The following is an 18658-nucleotide window of genomic DNA, read 5'->3' as shown; positions in this document are numbered from 1 at the left end:
CCCCGACTCCGGCACGATGGCCGGGGTAGGGGCCCTTGCCCGTTCCGCGTGCGTATGCCTCGGCGTCGGTCGTGTCCGGCGTCGGCGTCGCGTCCGGGCTGCGTCACCACCGCCGCCGGGAGGAGAGAGATGCGTCGACTGCTCGTCGCCGCCGCGCTCGTCGCCGGCCTCGGGTCCGCGGGCGGCTGCGGGAACGCGCCGGCGCCCGACGCGCCTCCCGTCGCCCGGTCCGGCGCGGCGACCGGGATCGTACCGACCGGGACGGGATTGACCGGCGCGGCACCGACCGGGACGGGACCGACGACCGGCACCGCGGCGAGCGGGACCGCGGCGACCCCGAGCGGGGTCGCCGCGACGACGGGCGCCGGCGGGGGCACCGCAGCGGTCTGCGCCGTCACGCGGCGGGCCGGCGACGCCGCCCTCGAGACGTACGTCGAGGAGGTCGGCCGGATGGTCGCGGCGATCGGCGCGAACAACGGCGCGGCGGCCGAGGCCGCCCGGCGGCGGGCGGAGGGGGCGCTGAGCGGCTGGCGGAACGTGCTCCGCGAGCAGTCCGCCCGGGCCGCCGACCCGCGGCTCCGGACGCTGCTCGGCGACCTGGACGCCGAGGTCGGGGCGATGGGGGCGGACGTCGGCGGCCTCGACGAGACCGAGCTGGACCGCTTCCGGCAGCGCCTCGACCAGCTCTGTCCGGGCTGACCGGCCGGGTCGGTTTGGGGCGCGGGGCGGGCATGGCGTACGCTTGCCTGCGGCGCACTTTTGTGTGCCGAGTTCCCGCGTGCCCGCGCCGCCGTGCCACTGCTACCCGGCGAGCCGCCGCGGGGACGACCACCAGCAGCCTCAACGACAGGGAGTCCGCCTCCGATGTACGCGATCGTCAAGACCGGCGGCAAGCAGTACAAGGTCGCCGAGGGCGACGTGATCGAGGTCGAGAAGCTCGCCGGTGCCCCCGGCGACGCGGTGAACCTCACCGCGGTGCTCCTCGTCGACGGTAACGACCTGGTGACCGACGCGGCCCAGCTCGCCAAGGTCGCGGTGTCCGGCGAGATCGCCGCCCACACCAAGGGCCCGAAGATCCGGATCCACAAGTTCAAGAACAAGACCGGCTACCACAAGCGCCAGGGTCACCGCCAGCCGCTGACCCAGGTCAAGGTGACCGGCATCTCCAGCGGGAAGTAGGTCGTCCTCAGATGGCTCACAAAAAGGGTGCGTCCAGCTCGCGTAACGGTCGTGACTCCGCGGCCCAGCGGCTCGGCGTGAAGCGCTTCGGTGGTCAGGTCGTCAGCGCCGGCGAGATCATCGTCCGGCAGCGGGGCACCAAGTTCCACCCCGGTGACCTGGTCGGCCGCGGCGGCGACGACACGCTCTTCGCGCTGGCCGCCGGCTCGGTGCAGTTCGGCACCAAGCGTGGTCGCAAGACCGTCAGCATCGTGCCGCAGCAGTAGTTCGACAGCGAAGCGGGCCGCGGACCTGGTGTCCCGGCCCGCTTCGCTTTTTCTCGTGCGGGACGCCTCCCGCTGGAAGGATTGACGGCGTGACGATGTTCGTTGACCGGGTCGTCCTGCACCTGCAGGCCGGCGACGGCGGGCACGGCTGTACCTCGATCCACCGGGAGAAGTTCAAGCCGTTCGGCGGCCCGGACGGCGGCAACGGCGGTCACGGTGGCAGCGTCACGCTGGTCGTCGACCCGCAGGTGCACACCCTGCTGGACTTCCATTTCCGTCCGCACGTGAAGGCCGCCAACGGCAGGGGCGGCGCCGGCTCGAACCGGGACGGCGCCAACGGCGAGGACCTGGTGCTGGCCGTCCCGAACGGGACGGTGGTGCAGGCCCTCGACGGCACGGTCCTCGCCGACATGGTGGGTGCCGGCACCACCTTCGAGGTCGCCCGGGGTGGGCGCGGCGGTCGGGGCAACGCGGCCCTCGCGAACGCTCGGCGCAGGGCGCCCGGCTTCGCCGAACTCGGCGAGCCCGGCGACAAGCTCGACGTCGTGCTGGAGCTGAAGAGCGTCGCCGACGTCGGTCTGGTCGGCTTTCCGTCGGCCGGCAAGTCGTCGCTCATCTCGGTGATCTCCGCGGCCAAGCCGAAGATCGCCGACTACCCGTTCACCACCCTGGTCCCCAACCTCGGGGTGGTCCGGGTCGACAACCACACGTTCACCGTCGCGGACGTGCCCGGGCTGATCCCGGGCGCCGCCAGCGGCAAGGGTCTGGGCCTGGAGTTCCTGCGGCACATCGAGCGCTGCGCCGTGCTGGTGCACGTCATCGACACGGCGACGCTGGAGCTGGGCCGCGACCCGCTGGCCGACATCGACGCCATCGAGGCCGAGCTGGACGAGTACGGCGGCCTCGCCGAGCGGCCCCGCCTCGTGGCGCTCAACAAGATCGACGTTCCGGACGGCCGGACGCTCGCCGAGATGGTCCGGCCCGACCTGGAGGCGCGCGGGCTCCGCGTGTTCGAGATCTCCACGGCCACCCGTGAGGGGCTCCGCGAGCTTGAGTACGCGATGGCGGAGCTGGTGGAGGCCGCGCGTGCCGCCACGCCGGTGGCCGAGCCGACCCGGATCGTGATCCGTCCGGCGGCCGTGGACGAGGCCGGCTTCACGGTCGAGGCGGAGCCGGACGGCTCGTACACGGTACGCGGCGCGCGGCCGGAGCGCTGGGTGCGGCAGACGAACTTCGACAACGACGAGGCGGTCGGCTACCTGGCCGACCGGCTGGCCCGGCTCGGCGTCGAGGAGAAGCTGGCCAAGGCCGGCGCCGAGCCCGGCGACCTGGTGCGGATCGGTGACCGGGAGTTCGACTGGCAGCCCACGCTCTACGCCGGTGTCGACTTCGTTCCCGGCGTCCGGGGCGCCGACCAGCGGCTCGAGGACAAGGCGACCCGGGCCTCGGCCGCCGAACGGCTCGCCGCGCGCAAGGCGCGCCGGCAGCGGCCCGCCGACGAGATCGAGGCGGACGCGACGGACGACGTCGAATAGCTCCGTACCGTCTTCGATCGGGTCGTTCAGCGGAAACCTGGCGGAAATCCGCCCGGCATACCGTCGGGTGATGCTGATCGAGTCCCGTCCCGCCACCGACCCGGAGATCGCCGCCCTGGTCACCGCGCAGCAGCGTGAGCTGCGCGAGGCCGACGGCGGCCTGGACGGACAGGCGACACTGACCCACGCCGACATCGGCTACCTGGCCGTGGTGGTCAACGGCCGGGCGGTCGCGTGCGGCGGGGTGCAGGCCCTCGACGAGGAGACCGGCGAGGTCAAGCGGATGTACGTCCGGCCGGCGTACCGGGGCCGGGGGATCGCGCGCCAGTTGTTGGCGGCGCTGGAGGAACTGGCCTACCAGCGGGGGCACAGCCGGATCTGCCTGGAGACGGGCACCTACCTGCCCGCCGCCATCGGGCTCTACACCTCCTGCGGGTACGAGCCGATCCCCGTCTACGGCGAGTACGTCGGCAACCCGTACAGCGTCTGCTTCGCGAAGCGGCTGGCCGTGCGGGCCTGACCGGCGCGCTCAGGCGCCGGTCTCGGCGTGCGCCACGGTGACCGGCTTCGACTCCGGCGAGGCGTGCTGGCGCAGCACGATGCTCAGGACGACCAGCGTGCCCACGGCGAGGAACTCGCTCTGCCAGTTCTGCATGGACTGGAACCAGAAGTCGCTGGTGCCGAGGAAGTGCCACGTGCTCACGGGCGGCGCGCCACTCTCCAGCGCCTGCTCGGCGTTGTACTCGGCCGTGCCGCCGAGCAGGTGCCCGATGAACGAGCCGGCGAAGATCAGCAGCAGCGCGAGGCTGAGGCTGTTGCGGTAGATCACGAGCGGCAGCCCGCCGACGCGGACCGGCCAGGGCGATGCCGGGGTGGCGCGGCGCTCGTCGTCCTCGGGCCGGTCGGTCTGGCCCTCCGGCTTCGACTCCGCCGACCCGCGCTGCACGAGGTACGCGGTGAGCAGGACGTAGCCGCCCATCTGGAGGAACTCCGACTCCCAGTTCTCGAAGACCGCCTCCGCGAAGTGCCCGGTGGCCAGGTACGCGGGCCAGCTCAACGGGGCGGCCCCGAACTCGGCCAGCTCCTCGTTGTGGGTCTGCCAGCCGAACACGCTCTGCAATGCCAGGAAGACGAAGAACGCACCGAACATGGCGACGGCCAGAGCGTTGTTGCGTAGCCAACGTGGCATCTCGACCTCCTCGGCGGCCATCTGGTGACTCTCCGTTGCCCCAACGGATCATTCGCCAAACCCCGGTCCGGCGCGCCGGCACCCGAGCGGGTGACGGGCGCCACCGCGCTGGTCAGGGACGGTCGAGCGGCGCGTCGAGGCGACCGCCGGTGCCGTACTGGTTGGAGAGGAGCAGACCGAGGGCGAGCATGCCGAACCCCAGGCCCAGGTGGAGATAGTTGTCGGAGTTGTTGACGGGCAGGAAGTTGGCCGCGCCGTTCTGGTGGATGGCGAACCCGTACAGCCAGAGCCCGAGGTACGCGACGCCGCCGCCGGCCAGGTAGAGCCGCGCCGCGCCGAGGGTGCGGGCCATCGCGAGCCCGAGCACGCCGAACAGCAGGTGCAGCGAGTTGTGCAGGATCGAGATCTGGAACACGCCGAACAGCTTGGCGGCCGAGTGGTGGGTGGCGCCTGCCAGCTCGTCGTAGTTGGTGGTGACTCCCGGGACGAAGCCGAGCGCGCCCACCACGAGGAAGACCAGGCCCACCAGCGCGGCGACCAGCTGGATGCGCGGCTTCGGCCCCGCCGGTCGGCCACCGCGCGCGCCCCGTGCCATCGATGCCACCTCCGTGGATCTGTCCGCCCGGCGGATCGTCCGGCACCGGGCGTGCTCCGGGCCCGGCCGGTCGCCCGGGTCCTGGTCGTGAGAATCGTTCGTCTCACCGTCCGTGGCGGCGACGTCACGCAGCCCGACGATCCTCCATTTTGAAGTCCCCGCGAGGGCCGGCGCAGTGAAATGACGGAAGAGGGTATGGACCCGGCGACGGAGGGTAGGTGTTCCCGCGGAGGCGGCTCGTTCCGCCACCGAAGCCCCCAGCACAACCGCGACGACTTCCGAGCGGAAGGGACATCATGACTTACGATCTGTCACCCACGGCTACGCCGTACGGTCAGGAGTCGACCAATGGCGGCGTACGCGAGCAGGCCCGCCAGGTCGGGTCGGAGGCCGCCCACGCGGGCGGCGCGGTCGCCGAGACCGCCAGGGAGCAGGGCCGGGAGGTCGGCCGCGAGGCGGCCCGGCAGGCCCGCAACCTCTACGGCGAGGCCCGCAGCCAGCTCGCCGGCCAGGCCGGTGAGCAGCAGCGGCGGGCCGCCGGCGGCCTGCGGTCGCTGGCCGACGAGATGCGGACGATGGCCGAGCAGGGCGGCCAGTCCGGCCCGGTGAGCGAGCTGGCACGCCAGGCCGCCGACCGGGTGCACGGCGTGGCCGGCTGGATCGAGTCGCGCGAACCCGGCGACCTGATCACCGAGGTGCGCGACTACGCCCGCCGCAACCCGGGCACCTTCCTCGTGGGCGCCGCCGTGCTCGGCGTGCTCGCCGGCCGGCTGACCCGCAACCTCTCCGCCTCCGGCGACGACTCCGGGCAGCGCCAGTTCCAGGGCGCGTACGACGACCCGGAGCGGACGGCCGTCCTGCCGACCCAGACGCCGCCGCACGTGTCGGAGCAGGTGCCGCCCGGCGGCTACCTCGACCCGGCCCCGGCCGCGTACCCCGACCCGCAGACGACCACGAGCTACGCCGACCCGGTGGGCGGCACCGGTCAGCCGCTGCCGCCGGTGCACCAGACCGACCCGCTGCCCGGCGTGCCGTCGAGCGGGACCGTGCGGCCGTGAGCGTCCGGAGCGTCCGAAGGGAGGCGGCGGCATGAGCATGCCGACGCAGGGGTCCGGGATGGACTCCCCGACCACCGCGGGTGCCCCGCACAGCGCGGCGGAGGTCAAGGGCAGCTCCCTCGGTGAGCTGATGCGCCAGGTCACCACCGACCTGTCCACCCTCATGCGGCAGGAGGTGGAGCTGGCCAAGGCCGAGATCCGCCAGGAGGGCCGCAAGGCCGGCAAGGCCGCCGGGCTCTTCGGCGGCGCGGGATTCGGCGGCTACATGGTCGCCCTGTTCCTCTCGCTCGCGCTCTGGGCCGGGCTGTCCAACGTCATGGACGCCGGCTGGGCGGCGCTGATCGTGGCCGTCATCTGGGGCGCGATCGCCGCGGTCCTGTACTCGAAGGCCAAGCAGAACGCGCGGCACGTGCGCGGGTTGTCGCAGACCAGCGACAGCGTGCAGCGGATCCCCGACGCGCTCAAGCCCCACCCGGAGGGAGTCACCCGATGAGCACCGATCCCGACCAGATCCGCCGGGAGATCGAAGCCACCCGTAACAGCCTGAGCTCCGATGTGGACGCACTGGCGTACAAGGTCAGCCCGGGCCGCATCGTCGACGACCGTAAGCAGCGGGTCCGTACCGCGTTGCAGAATGTGAGGGACAGGGTCATGGGAACCGCGTCGGACCTCGGTCACGGCACCGGCCACGCCGCGCACTCGGTGGGCGAGCGCGCCTCGTCGGCGGCCTCCAGCGTGGGCGACGCCGCGCACTCGGCCGCCTCCACGGTGGGCGACGCCGCGCAGTCGGCCGCGTCGACAGTGAGCGACGCCGCGCACCGCGCGCCGCACGTCATCCGCCAGAAGTCGGAGGGCAACCCGCTCGCCGCGGGTCTCATCGCATTCGGCGTGGGCTGGCTCGCGTCCTCGCTGATCCCGGCCACCCGCCGGGAGCAGCAGGTGGCGACGCAGGTCCGCGAGAAGGCCAGCGAGCACGGCGGTGTGGTCAAGGAGAAGCTGACCGAGGTCGCCAGCGAGATCAAGGAGGAGCTGCGGGAGCCCGCGCAGCAGGCGACCCAGTCGGTGAAGGCGACCGCGCAGGACGCCGTGGAGACCGTGAAGGACGACACCCGCTCGGCCGCGCAGGACGTGAAGGAGCACGCCCAGCAGGCCCGCCAGTAGGGACCGCCATCCGCCCCCGCCCGCTCTCGAGACGGGCGGGGGCGAGCGCCGTTTCGGGGGGTCGCTGGCGGGTAGCGCTGCCGTACGGGTGCTCCGTCGTCGAGGACCCCGGTGGAGGAGGCGTGATGATCAGCAAGGCGACGAGGTGGGGTCTGCTCGGCGTCGGCACGGTCGCCGTGGCGGGTGTGGGCCGGACGGTGGCCCGCCGGCGGCGGCGACGCCAGCCGGAGCGGCAGGACGGCTGGTACGTGGTGCGCCGCGGCGTCACGGTCGACCGGCCGCGGGACGCGGTGATCGGCTTCTGGACCGACCGGGAGCGGTTGGACCGGGCGCTGGCCGAGTGGGCGACGCTGGAGCGGATCGACGGTGACCGGTGGCGGTGCGAGGACGCCGACGCCGACGGCGGCGCCGGCTGGCGGGCCGAGATCACCGTCGAGGGCCCGGGGGTGCTGCGCTGGCGGGTCACCGAGGGCGCGATCCCGCAGGAGGGGCGCCTGGAGCTGGTCGACGCGCCCCAGGGGCGGGGCACCGAGCTCCGGGCCGAGCTGCGGTACCGCTCCGGGCCGGTGCGCCGGGTGTTCGGCCTGACCGCCGGGAACGAGCCGGACCTGGCCCTGCGGGACACCCTCCGGCGGGTGAAGTCCCTGATCGAGACCGGCCAGATCATCGAGACCCGCCGCGACCCGTCGGCGCGCAGCCCGCGGCAGGAGCGGGCCACCGACAGGATGCGGGACAAGCTCATGACGGGGGGACGGGCGTGAGGGCGCTCTGCTGGGAAGGGGTCGGCAAGCTGGCCGTACGCGACGTGCCGGAACCCCACATCCGTGCGGCCGGCGACATCATCGTCCGCGTACGGGCGAGCAGCGTCTGCGGTTCCGACCTGCACCTGATCAACGGCTACCTGCCGGCGATGCGGGAGGGGGACGTCCTCGGACACGAGTTCATGGGCGAGGTCGTGGAGACCGGCCCGGACGTGCAACGGCTGCGGGTCGGCGACCGGGTGGTCGTCGGCTCCGTGGTCGCCTGCGGCGGCTGCTGGTACTGCCGCACCGAGCAGTACTCGCTCTGCGACAACTCCAATCCCCAGCCGGTCTTCACCGAGAAGCTCTGGGGGCACTCGCCGGCCGGCATCCTCGGCTACTCGCACGCCGCGGGCGGATACTCCGGCAGCCACGCCGAGTACATCCGGGTGCCCTTCGGCGACGTCGGCGCGTTCCCGGTGCCCGACGGGGTGGCCGACGACGCGGTGGTGTTCGCCTCCGACGCGATGCCGACCGGCTGGATGGCCGCCGACTTCTGCGGGCTCAAGGGCGGGGAGTTCGTCGCCGTCTGGGGCGCCGGCGGGGTCGGCCAGATGGCGGCGCGCAGCGCGCAGATCCTCGGCGCCGAACGGGTCGTCGTCATCGACCGGCTGCCGGAGCGGCTCGCCACCGCCGCCGCCCGGCTCGGCGTCGAGACGATCGACTACTCGCGGACCGACGTGCTGGAGGCGCTGCGCGAGATGACCGCCGGACGCGGGCCGGACGCCTGCATCGAGGCGGTCGGCATGGAGTCGCACGACGTCGGGCCGAGCTACGCGTACGACCGGATCAAGCAGGCGGCACGGTTGCAGACCGACCGGCTGGTCTCGGTCCGGCAGGCGATCATGGCGTGCCGCAAGGGCGGCACCGTGAGCATCGTGGGCGTCTACGCGGGGCTGGTCGACAAGTTCCCGCTCGGTGCCGCCATGAACAAGGCGCTGGTGCTGCGGATGGGGCAGATGCACGCCCAGCGCTACATCCCGATGCTGCTCGACCGGATCGCCGCCGGGGAGATCGACCCCGGCTACCTGGCCACCCATCCGCTGCCGCTGGAGGAGGGCGTGCGCGGGTACGAGCTGTTCGAGAAGAAGCAGGACGGCTGCCTGCGTACGGTGCTGCACCCGGCCGCCTGACCGCGGTACCGCCGCGCCGGCCACCGCCCGGCGCGGCCCCGTCAGGCCGTGCGGCGCACGTTGGTGACGACGAAACCGCTCGGCGGCAGCGTGGGCATCCGCCGCAGGCTCACGGCGAGGTCCTGCGGCGATACGTCGTACCGCATGCGCGCGCCGATGAACCGGTAGCCCTCCCAGAGGAAGGCGAGGGTGCTGTCCGGGGCGCGGTCGGCCGGGATGGTCGCCATCGGGCCTCCTGACGCGCCGGTGGCCGTCGCCGGCCGGCCGATTTCCTGGACCGGTCGCGTCTACCCAGGCCAATCCCGGGCGTACGGCCCGGTGCCGGGCGCCGTTCCGGGCGCCGCGCGCCGCGGCGGTGGGGGGAGGGGGCCAGCGGACCGGGACGTCCGCTGGCCCCTCCCGGGAGGGCGGAAACCTGGTTGGCTTCGGGAACCGGCCCCGCAACGCCGGCCGGTGCGACCGGCGGGGGCGGATCACTACGGCACGGATCACGGGGAGGCGGAATGCGCGGGAACAACTCGCCGCACCGGCGGTGGTGGACGATCGGGGCGCCGCGCGCCGGGCGGCCACCGACCGGGTCGGCCGGCGGCGGGACGACCCCCGCCGACCCGCCACTGATCGCGCCGCCGCGGCGGTCCGTTCCGCCGCCCCGATTCTTCACCGTGCACCTGGGCTTCACGGCGGCCGGCGCCGCCGACGCCCGGGACGCCGCGGTGGCGTACGCCGAGGCACTCAGCCTGCTCCGCCCCGAGCTGGCGCTCGGCGCGGCCGCCCTCTCACCCGCCGACGCCTGGCACCGGGCCGAGCGGCTGTTCTGCGGCGCGGTCGGCCCGGACGGCGAGCGCTGCGTCGACGTGACCGACCACCCCGGCTTCCACCACGGGCCCGGGCCCGGCGGCCTCGGCTGGGGAGACGGCGACTCGTGAGCGGCCCCGTCGCGCCGGTGGCCTCAGTCGAGGTCGAACTCCCCGTCCTGGGCGCCCGCCACGAAGGCGTCCCACTCGGCCTGCGTGAACACCAGCACCGGCCCGTCCGGCTCGGCGGAGTTGCGCATGCCGATCAGGTCGTCGACGAACGCGACCTCGACGGCGCTGTCGGAGGTGTCGCCGTCGGCCCGCTGCCAGACCGCCCGGGACAGGTCGAAGTCGCCCTTGGGGTGCTGAGCCATGGTCAATCCTCCAGTGCACGCGTCGGCCGGGGGAAACACGTGTGGTCCCCATCGGGCAGGATAAGCGGATGCCCAGCCTGACCCGTGTAGAGGCGACCGCGCGTGGCGCGGCGATCACCGTCGAGTCCTACCAGGTGGACCTCGACCTGACCGGCGGCGGGGAAAGGTTCCGCTCCCACGTGACGATCCGGTTCCGGGCCACCCCCGGCGCCGAGACGTTCGCCGAGGTCAAGCCCGCAAAACTGCTGGCGGTACGCCTCAACGACCGCGACGTCGACCCGGACGCGCTCGTCGACAACCGGTTGCCGCTGACCGACCTCGACGCGGAGAACACGCTCACCGTCGAGGCGGAGATGGCGTACTCCAACACCGGGGAGGGGATGCACCGCTTCGTCGACCCGGCCGACGGGGAGACGTACCTCTACGCGGTCACCTTCCTCGACAACGTGCAGCGCATCTTCGCCGCCTTCGACCAGCCCGACCTGAAGGCGCCGTTCACGCTCTCCGTCACCGCCCCGCCGGAGTGGACGGTCGCGGCGAACGGGCAGCTCGCCGACAACCCGCGTCCGGGGCGGTGGGAGTTCGCCCCGACGGCGCCGCTGGCCACGTACTTCTTCTCGCTGATCGCCGGGCCGTACCACCTGCGCGAGGCCGAGCACGACGGCGTGCCGCTGGGCCTCTACTGTCGACGGTCGCTGGCCGAGCACCTGGACGCGGACGTCGACGAGATCTTCACCGTCACCCGGCAGTGCCTGGACCGGTTCCACGAGCTGTTCACCGAGCGCTACCCGTTCGGCAAGTACGACCAGGCGTTCGTGCCGGAGTTCAACGCCGGCGCCATGGAGAACCCGGGCATCGTCACCTTCCGCGACGACTACATCTTCCGCTCGGCGGTCACCGACACCCAGCGGGAGCTGCGGGCCACCACCATCGCCCACGAAATGGCGCACATGTGGTTCGGTGACCTCGTCACCATGCGCTGGTGGGACGACCTGTGGCTCAACGAGTCCTTCGCCGAGTACCTGGGCACCCGGGTCACCGCCGAGGCCACCCGGTTCGGTCAGGCGTGGACGACGTTCGCGATGCGCCGCAAGGCGTGGGGCTACGCCGCCGACCAGCGCCTCTCCACGCACCCGGTGGCGCCCGAGGAGGTGGCCGACACCGACGAGGGCCTGCTCAACTTCGACGGCATCTCGTACGCCAAGGGCGCCAGCGTGCTGCGGCAGCTGGTCGCCTGGCTCGGCGACGACGCGTTCCTGACCGGGCTGAACGCGCACTTCGCGGCGCACCGGTTCGGCAACGCCACCCTCGCCGACCTGCTCGCGAGCCTCTCGGCCTCCAGCGGCCGGGACCTCACCGACTGGGCCGAGCGGTGGCTGCGCCGGCCCCAGGTGAACACGCTCCGGACCGAGGTCAGCCTCGATCCGGACGGGCGCTACCGCGAGGTCGCCGTGGTGCAGACCGCGCCCGCGTCGCACCCGGTTCTGCGCCCGCATCGCATCGGCGTCGGGCGGTATGCGGCCGACGGCACGGTGGACCGCATCGAGGTGGACCTCGACCCGGACGCCGACGGTGGCCGGACGGTGCTCGCCGAGCTGACCGGTACGCCGGCCGCCCGGCTGCTGCTGCCCAACGACGGCGACCTCACCTTCGCCAAGGTGCGGCTCGACCCGGCCTCGGCGGACGCCGTACCGCTGGTGCTGCCCGGTCTCGCCGACCCGCTGGCCCGGGCCCTGCTCTGGGGCGAGGCGCTCGACGCGGCCACCGACGGGGAACGGCCCGTCACCGGTGTCGTCTCGCTGATCGCGGCGGCGCTGCCCGCGGAGACCGAGGTGATCATCGCCGAGGACGTGCTGACCCTCAGCCGGTCGCTCGTGGACCGCTACCTCGACCCGGCCTCACGGGAGGGGGCGCTGGCGCGGATCTCCGAGGCGTGCGCCACGCTGCTGCGCGGCGCGCCGCCCGGCGGATCCCTGCAACTCGCCGCCGCGCGCGGACTGATCGCCGCCACCACCGACGCGGACCTGCTGACGGGTTGGCTGGCCGGCCGGGACGTCCCGCCGGAGCTGGCCGTGGACGCGGAGCTGCGCTGGGCCGTGCTACGCCGGCTCGTGGTGCTGGGCGCGGCCGGCGAGGCGGAGATCGCGGCCGAGGCGGCGGCCGACCGGAGCGCCGCGGGAGCCGAACGGGCGGCCCGGTGCCGCGCCGCACTGCCCGACGCCGACGCCAAGCGGGTCGCCTGGGAGGTCATCACGCGCAACACCGACCTCTCCAACCGGCTCGTGGAGGCGACTGCGGAGGGCTTCTGGCAGCCCGAACAGGCCGACCTCACGGCCGGGTACGTCGAGCGGTACTTCGCCGACATGCCGGCCGCCGCGCGGCTGCGTACCCCGTGGACGGCCGACCGTGTCGCCGGCCTGGCCTTCCCGCGCTACGCCGTGGCGCAGCCCACCCGGGAGGCGGCCGCGGCGCTGCTGGCCCGCGACGACCTGACCCCGGGCCTGCGTCGGGTCGTCACGGACGCCGACGACGACCTGCGCCGGGCGCTGATCGCCCGCACGGCCATAGCCGCCACCACGGCCTGACCCCCGAGGGCGCCCCCGCCCGCCGCCCCTCCCCGCGATCGTGCACTTCGTGCCCCGGCGCAGCGCGCAGAAGCCGCGTAACCGGGGCCGAAAGTGCAAGATCGGCGAGGTGGTGGGCGGGGGTCAGCCCCGGGCCAGCTCGGCCGTCACCGGGGCGTCAAAGTCGATGACGTAGCGCTGCTCGCGACCCAGGGTCCTCTCGGGATTCATGGCGGTCCGCACGAACAGCGGCATGAGCAGCGGCATCACGGCCCGGGCCACGGCGCCCGGCGCCTTGGCCCGGTTGATTCGGGCGGCCCGGGCGGCGACCCGCTCGACCCGCTCCCGCCGGAGCCGCTCGTACGCGCTGAACGCCGACGGCACGTCGGGCAGGTCGCGCAGGCAGCGGGCGAGTTGCACGGCGCTCTCGATCGCCAGCGAGGCGCCCTGGCCCGAACTGTTCGAGGGCGCGTGCGCCGCGTCGCCGACCAGCACCAGCCGGCCACGGTGCCACCGCGGCACGGGCGGCATGATGAGCAGTGAGCCCACCACGCGCAGCCCGTCGGCGTCACTGGTCGCCACGAGCTGCCCGCCCGGGTCGTCGTGGCCGTACGCCGCCCGGAGCGTCCGCAGCCAGTCGCCCGGAGGCACCGCGCGGGCCTCGGTGAGCGTCATCGGCCGCTCCTGCGGCAGGTTCACGCCCCACCGGGTGCCGCCGCCCGGCTCCGGCCAGTAGAGGTAGTAGCCACCTCGGCCGAAGGCGAAGGTCATGGTGCCCGGCTCGGCATCGACCTCGTGACGGGCCACGGCCTCGAAGCCGAGCAGCCCGGTGTGGTGCGGGCCGGGCGCGTCCGGGTCGATGAGCGTCCGGACCGTCGAGCGGATGCCGTCGGCGCCGACGAGGAGTTCGGCCGTGGCGGTGCCGCCGTCGGCGAACCGCGCGGTGACGCCGTCGGCGCTCTCCCGAACGTCGACGAGCCGTCGGCCGTGCTCGATCACCACGCCCTCGGCGACGGCCCGCTCGTGCAGGACCCGGTGCAGCTCGGCCCGGTGCACCACCTGCAGCGGTGGCACGCCGGCCAGGCCGGGCAGCTCGGTGCGCTTGCGGCCGACCGCCATCACCGTCCGGTGGATGGGGGTGGCGATCGCGGTCACCACACCGTCCGCGCCGACGGCGCGCAGCGCGGCGACCCCGTTGGGGGCGAGCGCGAGGGTGCCGCCGATGCCGTCGGCGGTGCTCGGGTACGCCTCGTACACCCTGGCGGCGATGCCGGCGCGGCGTAGCGCCAACGCCGTCACCGGGCCCGCGATGCCGCCGCCGATGACGATGGCCGTGCTCACTGTGGTCATGGTCCTCTCCCTGGTCGTCGTGCCCGTGCGACGGCAGCGACGGCCGTGCCGTCGGTGCCGTGCGACGCACCGACCGGCCTGCGGTCGGTGCCCGTGTGGCACCGACCTGGGAGGGAAGCCCGGCTATCCTCGTGGTTGCCGCTTCGGAGCCGAGCACCTTCCCAGGTGCGGTACCGAGGTAAGGGCCCCGGTGTGGTGTTGGCGCACCGCGCCGGGGCCGTCCGATGTCACCGCGTGCCGCCGCTCCCTCCGGCGAGATCGGTCGACTCCGGCGGCAGCTCGCCGGTCTCGTGGAACGCCCGCCACCGGTCGAGCCCCGGGTAGGTGCCCGTCGTGAGCTCGGCCAGCAGGTCGCGGACCCAGGCCGCCTCGGCCTCCCGGATCGCCAGGTCGTACTCCGACTCGACGAGGAACAGCCGCGGGATCTGCCGCAGGTGCTCGGCGAGCGTGGCCCGGCCCGCCCGGATGCCCTCCTCCAGCCGCTCGAGACGCTGCCGCAGGAGCGTCACCGCCTCGTCGGGATGCAGGGCGGCCAGCACGGAGAGCCCGGCGCGGAAGCGCGGGTGCTCCGGCTCCGGTGTCGACACCAGCTCGCGCACCCAGTCGACCATCTCCGTCCGACCCGCCTCGGTGATGCGGTAGACGGTGCGCTCGGGCCGCCGGCCGGCGCGGACGCTCTCCACGGCCGCGATGAGACCGTGCCGGTCCATGTTGCGGATCACCGTGTAGAACGACCCCCACTTGATCTCCATGTCCTGGTCCTTGCCCCAGGAGCGCAGCGCGGTGGCGATCTCGTACGGATGCATGGGCCGTTGGGTGAGGGCGGACAGCACGGCGAGGGCGAGGAGGTTGCCGACCTTGCGCTGCTTCGGCATGCGGCCCTCCCGTGCTCGTAGGCGATTACTCGTAAGCGAGTATAGGTTTCCGGCGCCGACCGCGCGAGCCCCCGCATTGGCCGGGACTCGTGCGGGTCCCGCGTGGCGGGGACCACGTCGCCGCCGCGGGCCCGCGCCCTGCCGGCCGGCCTACGATCACGGGGTGGAGGAAGATATCCGGCGGATCGGGATCATGGGTGGCACCTTCGACCCGATCCACCACGGGCACCTCGTGGCAGCCAGCGAGGTCGCGGACCGTTTCGGGCTGGACGAGGTGGTGTTCGTCCCCACCGGTCAGCCGTGGCAGAAGGCGGACGTGCCGGTCAGCCCCGCCGAGGACCGCTACCTCATGACGGTGATCGCGACGGCCTCCAACCCCCGGTTCCAGGTGAGCCGGGTCGACATCGACCGGGGCGGTCCCACCTACACCGTCGACACGCTGCGCGACCTGCACGCCGAGTACGGCCCCAAGGTCCAGCTCTACTTCATCACCGGCGCGGACGCGCTCGAGAAGATCCTCTCCTGGAAGGACCTGGACGAGATCTTCGAACTGGCCCACTTCATCGGGGTGACCCGGCCCGGGTTCGAGCTCACCGACAAACACCTGCCCGCCGACACGGTGAGCCTCGTGCAGGTCCCCGCCATGGCCATCTCCTCCACGGACTGTCGGGACCGCGTCGCCCGCGGTGAGCCCGTCTGGTACCTGGTGCCCGACGGTGTGGTGCAGTACATCGCCAAGCGCCGCCTCTACCAGCGCTGAACCGCCCGGTATGCGGCAGTCCGGGCGGGTTACCGACCAGAACTGACAAGTCGGGACCACGCCACATGTGAGACGCTTGGGGGGTCGCACGGTTGATCGAAGGAGAACGGTGACAGTTTCCGAGCGCGCGTACGAGCTGGCGACGGCCGCGGCCCAGGCCGCCGCCGACAAGAAGGCACAGGACATCGTCATCATCGACGTGGGCGACCAGCTCGCCATCACCGACGCGTTCCTGCTCGCCGCGGCCCCGAACGAGCGTCAGGTGCTGGCCATCGTCGACGCCATCGAGGAGCGCCTGCTGGAGCTGCCGGAGAAGGCGAAGCCGGTGCGCCGCGAGGGCGAGCGCGGCGGTCGCTGGGTGTTGCTCGACTACGTCGACGTCGTTGTGCACGTCCAGCACACCGAGGAGCGGGAGTTCTACGCGCTCGACCGGCTGTGGAAGGACTGCCCGACCATCCCGTTCGTCGACCGTGACCTGGTCGACGCCGAGTCCGCCGCCGGTTCCACCGCCGCGGAATGACCCGTCTGATCATCTGGCGGCACGGCAACACCGACTGGAACGCCGCCAACCGCGTCCAGGGTCAGACCGACGTACCCCTCAACGAGCTCGGCCGCGAGCAGGCGCGTTCGTCCGCGCCACTGCTCGCCGCCCTGCGCCCGGACGTCATCGTGTCCAGCGACCTGGGCCGGGCCGCGGACACCGCGGCCGCGTTGGCCGCCGTGACCGGGCTTCCGGTACGCACCGACGCCCGGCTGCGCGAACGCCACTTCGGGCGCTGGCAGGGCCTCACGCTCGCCGAGGTCGCCGAGCGCTTCCCCGCCGAACACGCGCGCTGGCGCGCCGGTGACCCCGACCCGGGCGCCGGGATCGAGACGCTGGACGACCTGGGCAAGCGGGTCGGTGCGGCCCTCGCCGACGCCGCGGACGCCGTCCCGGGCGGCACCGTCGTGGTCGCCACCCACGGCGGTGGGGCGCGGCAGGGCATGGGCCACCTGCTCGGCTGGGACCCGGGTGTGCTGCGGGCCGTCGGCTCGCTGCAGAACTGCCACTGGACCGAGCTGCGCCGCGACGACGTGCGAGGTTGGCACCTGCGGGCGCACAACGTGGGCCTGGTCGTCGCGCCGGCCGTCGCCGACGCCGTCTGAACACGGCCTCGTCGCCCGGCCCGCCATCGGCTAGCGTGCCGGGCATGCCCGTCGCGGTCGTCACCGACTCCACCGCCTACCTCCCGCCCGACCTGGTGCGGGCCCACCGGCTCACCGTGGTGCCGCTGACCGTCGTGCTCAACGGCGCGGAAGGGCTCGAAGGGGTGGAGGTCTTCCCCGCCGACGCCACCCGGGCGCTCAGCGGCCGGCGGGTCTCGGCGAGCACGTCGCGTCCCGCGCCCGAGCAGTTCGTCCGGACGTACCGCCGGTTGCTCGACGCCGGTGCCGACGGCGTGGTGTCGGTGCACCTGTCGGCGGAGCTGTCCGGCACGGTCGAGGCGGCCCGGCTGGCCGCCGACGAGCTGGGCGGGCGGGTCGCCGTGGTCGACAGCCGCTCGACGGGCCTGGGTCTGGGCTTCGCGGTGCTCGAAGCCGTCGAGGCCGCCGCGAGGGGCGCGGATCTCGACGAGGTACGCCGCGCCGCCGTCGACGCCGTGGCCCGCACGACCATCTACTTCTACGTGGACACTCTGGAGTTCCTTCGCCGGGGCGGCCGGATCAACGCGGCCGAGGCGCTGCTCGGAACGGCGCTGTCGGTCAAGCCGATCATGCACATGCCCGACGGGGCCATCGTGCTCCGCGACAAGGTGCGCACCGCGAGCCGGGGCGTGGCGCGCCTCGTCGACCTGGCCGTCGAGGCGGCCGGGGACGCCGAGGTGGACCTCGGCGTCCACCATCTGGCCGCGCCCGAGCGTGCCGAGACGCTGCGGGCCGCCCTCCTGGAGCGGCTCGGCGACCGTGTGCGCGCAACGTACGTCTCGGAGGCCGGCGCGGTCGTCGCCGCGCACGCCGGACCCGGCCTGGCCTGCGTCGTGGTGCACCGCCGGCCGGCCGCCGTGCCGGAGACCGACGGTCCCGACGCGGCCTGACGGTCGCGGGCGGTAGGGGGCCAGGCTGGTGTCCTCGCCGTTCCCTGTCGAGCTGCCCCAGATCTGGGGCGCGTGACGCCACCGAGACGGCGGCGGGAAGGAGCACGAGTGTCCTGTGTGGTGACCGGCGGGGGCCGGGGCGTGGGTCGTGCCGTGGTGGAGCGGCTGGCCACCGCGGGCGGCACGGTCGTCGTCGTCGAGCGTGACGCCGGCGCGCTCGACTGGCTCCGCGGGCACCCGGCCGCCGACCGGTTGGTGGGAGTCGTCGGTGACGCCGGCGACGAGGCGGTAGCGGGTCACGCCGCGGACCTCGCGGAGCGATCGGCGCCGCTGACCGGCTGGGTCAACAACGCCGCGGTGTTCCGGGACGCCTCGCTGCACACCGCCCCGGTGGCCGAGGTGGCCGACCTCGTCGGGGCCAACCTGCGGCCGGCCCTGGCCGGGGCCACGGCGGCCGTCCGGCGGTTCCTCGCCGCCGGCACCGCCGGGTCGATCGTCAACGTCTCCTCCCACCAGGCCGCGCGGCCGGTGCCCGGCTGCCTCCCGTACGCCACGGCGAAGGCGGCGATCGAGGGGCTGACCCGTGCGCTCGCCGTGGAGTACGGCCCGTACGGCATCCGGGCGAACGCGGTGGCGCTCGGGTCGATCGGCACCGAGCGGCACGCGGAGTTCCTCGCCCGGCAGGAGCCGGTCGAGGCGGAGCGGATCCAGGGGGACCTCGCCCGACTGCACCCCCTCGGCCGGATCGGCCGCGTCGACGAGGTCGCGGACGCCGTCGCCTGGTTGCTGTCGCCCGGCGCGAGCTTCGTCACCGGGACGATTCTGGGCGTGGACGGTGGGCGAGCGGTGCTCGGGTTGGATCCGGAGTCGCACTGACCTGCCACGATGCCGCCGCTAGCAGATGACGGCATGATCAGGGCGTTGTCCACAGGAGGCGCGGCCGTCCACAG

General features: G+C 73.7%; 23 protein-coding genes. 17 read left to right on the top strand and 6 right to left on the bottom strand.

The window, feature by feature from the left end:
- Positions 1-129 precede the first annotated feature (129 nt).
- From ACSNOA_RS26135 to ACSNOA_RS26115, 5 genes are all read left to right on the top strand, one after another.
- The gene (locus tag ACSNOA_RS26135) at positions 130-699 is read left to right on the top strand and encodes a hypothetical protein (RefSeq protein ID WP_436662261.1); all 570 of its coding nucleotides are present in this window, start codon (positions 130-132) and stop codon (positions 697-699) included.
- A gap of 165 nt (positions 700-864) precedes the next feature.
- Positions 865-1179, top strand: a complete 315-nt coding sequence (gene rplU / locus ACSNOA_RS26130) for a 50S ribosomal protein L21 (RefSeq protein ID WP_436662259.1) — start codon at positions 865-867, stop codon at positions 1177-1179.
- 11 nt (positions 1180-1190) lie between these two features.
- Positions 1191-1445 (top strand): 50S ribosomal protein L27, encoded by a 255-nt coding sequence (gene rpmA / locus ACSNOA_RS26125; protein WP_341717210.1) that lies wholly within the window; start codon positions 1191-1193, stop codon positions 1443-1445.
- Between the two features lie 89 nt (positions 1446-1534).
- Entirely contained in the window at positions 1535-2980 is a 1446-nt protein-coding gene (obgE, locus tag ACSNOA_RS26120; protein WP_436662257.1) for a GTPase ObgE, read from the top strand.
- Between the two features lie 70 nt (positions 2981-3050).
- Positions 3051-3500 (top strand): GNAT family N-acetyltransferase, encoded by a 450-nt coding sequence (locus ACSNOA_RS26115; RefSeq protein ID WP_436662255.1) that lies wholly within the window; start codon positions 3051-3053, stop codon positions 3498-3500.
- A 9-nt stretch (positions 3501-3509) separates the two neighbouring features.
- On the opposite strand, the gene ACSNOA_RS26110 is transcribed toward ACSNOA_RS26115, so the two are convergent.
- Together ACSNOA_RS26110 and ACSNOA_RS26105 are read right to left on the bottom strand one after the other, a co-directional pair.
- The gene (locus ACSNOA_RS26110; RefSeq protein WP_436662253.1) at positions 3510-4190 is read right to left on the bottom strand and encodes a DUF6766 family protein; all 681 of its coding nucleotides are present in this window, start codon (positions 4188-4190) and stop codon (positions 3510-3512) included.
- A 91-nt stretch (positions 4191-4281) separates the two neighbouring features.
- Positions 4282-4764: a DUF4383 domain-containing protein gene (locus ACSNOA_RS26105; protein WP_436662252.1), complete on the bottom strand. Its 483-nt coding sequence runs from the start codon at positions 4762-4764 to the stop codon at positions 4282-4284.
- 296 nt (positions 4765-5060) lie between these two features.
- On the opposite strand from ACSNOA_RS26105, the gene ACSNOA_RS26100 reads away from it, so the two are divergent.
- From ACSNOA_RS26100 to ACSNOA_RS26080, 5 genes are all read left to right on the top strand, one after another.
- Positions 5061-5822, top strand: coding sequence for a hypothetical protein (locus ACSNOA_RS26100; RefSeq protein WP_436662251.1), 762 nt, complete (start codon positions 5061-5063; stop codon positions 5820-5822).
- Between the two features lie 31 nt (positions 5823-5853).
- Positions 5854-6315, top strand: coding sequence for a phage holin family protein (locus ACSNOA_RS26095; protein WP_436662250.1), 462 nt, complete (start codon positions 5854-5856; stop codon positions 6313-6315).
- Positions 6312-6983, top strand: coding sequence for a DUF3618 domain-containing protein (locus ACSNOA_RS26090; protein ID WP_436662248.1), 672 nt, complete (start codon positions 6312-6314; stop codon positions 6981-6983). The genes ACSNOA_RS26095 and ACSNOA_RS26090 overlap by 4 nt, the downstream gene beginning before the upstream one ends.
- A gap of 125 nt (positions 6984-7108) precedes the next feature.
- Positions 7109-7744 (top strand): SRPBCC family protein, encoded by a 636-nt coding sequence (locus tag ACSNOA_RS26085; RefSeq protein WP_436662247.1) that lies wholly within the window; start codon positions 7109-7111, stop codon positions 7742-7744.
- Positions 7741-8916, top strand: a complete 1176-nt coding sequence (locus ACSNOA_RS26080; RefSeq protein ID WP_436662245.1) for a zinc-dependent alcohol dehydrogenase — start codon at positions 7741-7743, stop codon at positions 8914-8916. The genes ACSNOA_RS26085 and ACSNOA_RS26080 overlap by 4 nt, the downstream gene beginning before the upstream one ends.
- A gap of 41 nt (positions 8917-8957) precedes the next feature.
- Here ACSNOA_RS26080 and ACSNOA_RS26075 read toward each other — a convergent pair whose 3' ends face one another.
- On the bottom strand, positions 8958-9143 hold the full coding sequence (locus ACSNOA_RS26075; protein WP_436662243.1) for a hypothetical protein: 186 nt from the start codon (positions 9141-9143) through the stop codon (positions 8958-8960).
- A gap of 276 nt (positions 9144-9419) precedes the next feature.
- On the opposite strand from ACSNOA_RS26075, the gene ACSNOA_RS26070 reads away from it, so the two are divergent.
- Positions 9420-9842 carry a hypothetical protein gene (locus ACSNOA_RS26070; RefSeq protein WP_436662241.1) on the top strand — a complete coding sequence of 141 codons (423 nt, stop codon included), beginning with the start codon at positions 9420-9422 and terminating at the stop codon, positions 9840-9842.
- 23 nt (positions 9843-9865) lie between these two features.
- On the opposite strand, the gene ACSNOA_RS26065 is transcribed toward ACSNOA_RS26070, so the two are convergent.
- Complete coding sequence (locus ACSNOA_RS26065; RefSeq protein ID WP_436662239.1) at positions 9866-10084, bottom strand: DUF397 domain-containing protein; 219 nt, start codon at positions 10082-10084, stop codon at positions 9866-9868.
- A 68-nt stretch (positions 10085-10152) separates the two neighbouring features.
- Between ACSNOA_RS26065 and pepN the strand changes: the two genes are divergently transcribed.
- Positions 10153-12669 (top strand): aminopeptidase N, encoded by a 2517-nt coding sequence (pepN, locus tag ACSNOA_RS26060; RefSeq protein WP_436662237.1) that lies wholly within the window; start codon positions 10153-10155, stop codon positions 12667-12669.
- Between the two features lie 123 nt (positions 12670-12792).
- On the opposite strand, the gene ACSNOA_RS26055 is transcribed toward pepN, so the two are convergent.
- Entirely contained in the window at positions 12793-13998 is a 1206-nt protein-coding gene (locus tag ACSNOA_RS26055; protein ID WP_436662235.1) for an FAD-dependent oxidoreductase, read from the bottom strand.
- A gap of 227 nt (positions 13999-14225) precedes the next feature.
- Positions 14226-14873 (bottom strand): PadR family transcriptional regulator, encoded by a 648-nt coding sequence (locus ACSNOA_RS26050; protein WP_436662233.1) that lies wholly within the window; start codon positions 14871-14873, stop codon positions 14226-14228.
- A 163-nt stretch (positions 14874-15036) separates the two neighbouring features.
- Between ACSNOA_RS26050 and nadD the strand changes: the two genes are divergently transcribed.
- The 5 genes from nadD to ACSNOA_RS26025 all read left to right on the top strand — a co-directional run bounded on the left by nadD (position 15037) and on the right by ACSNOA_RS26025 (position 18584).
- Complete coding sequence (nadD, locus tag ACSNOA_RS26045; protein WP_436662231.1) at positions 15037-15633, top strand: nicotinate-nucleotide adenylyltransferase; 597 nt, start codon at positions 15037-15039, stop codon at positions 15631-15633.
- 109 nt (positions 15634-15742) lie between these two features.
- On the top strand, positions 15743-16153 hold the full coding sequence (gene rsfS, locus ACSNOA_RS26040) for a ribosome silencing factor (RefSeq protein ID WP_436662229.1): 411 nt from the start codon (positions 15743-15745) through the stop codon (positions 16151-16153).
- Positions 16150-16779, top strand: a complete 630-nt coding sequence (locus ACSNOA_RS26035) for a histidine phosphatase family protein (RefSeq protein WP_436662228.1) — start codon at positions 16150-16152, stop codon at positions 16777-16779. The genes rsfS and ACSNOA_RS26035 overlap by 4 nt, the downstream gene beginning before the upstream one ends.
- 44 nt (positions 16780-16823) lie before the next feature.
- Complete coding sequence (locus ACSNOA_RS26030; protein ID WP_436662226.1) at positions 16824-17708, top strand: DegV family protein; 885 nt, start codon at positions 16824-16826, stop codon at positions 17706-17708.
- A gap of 108 nt (positions 17709-17816) precedes the next feature.
- Entirely contained in the window at positions 17817-18584 is a 768-nt protein-coding gene (locus tag ACSNOA_RS26025) for an SDR family NAD(P)-dependent oxidoreductase (RefSeq protein WP_436662224.1), read from the top strand.
- The last annotated feature ends 74 nt before the right edge of the window (positions 18585-18658 follow it).

This window comes from Micromonospora sp. URMC 103, assembly GCF_051386435.1.
Taxonomy (GTDB): Bacteria; Actinomycetota; Actinomycetes; order Mycobacteriales; family Micromonosporaceae; genus Micromonospora.
The sequence above is the reverse complement of the archived record's forward strand: the minus strand, read 5'-3'. Positions and strand labels throughout refer to the sequence as shown.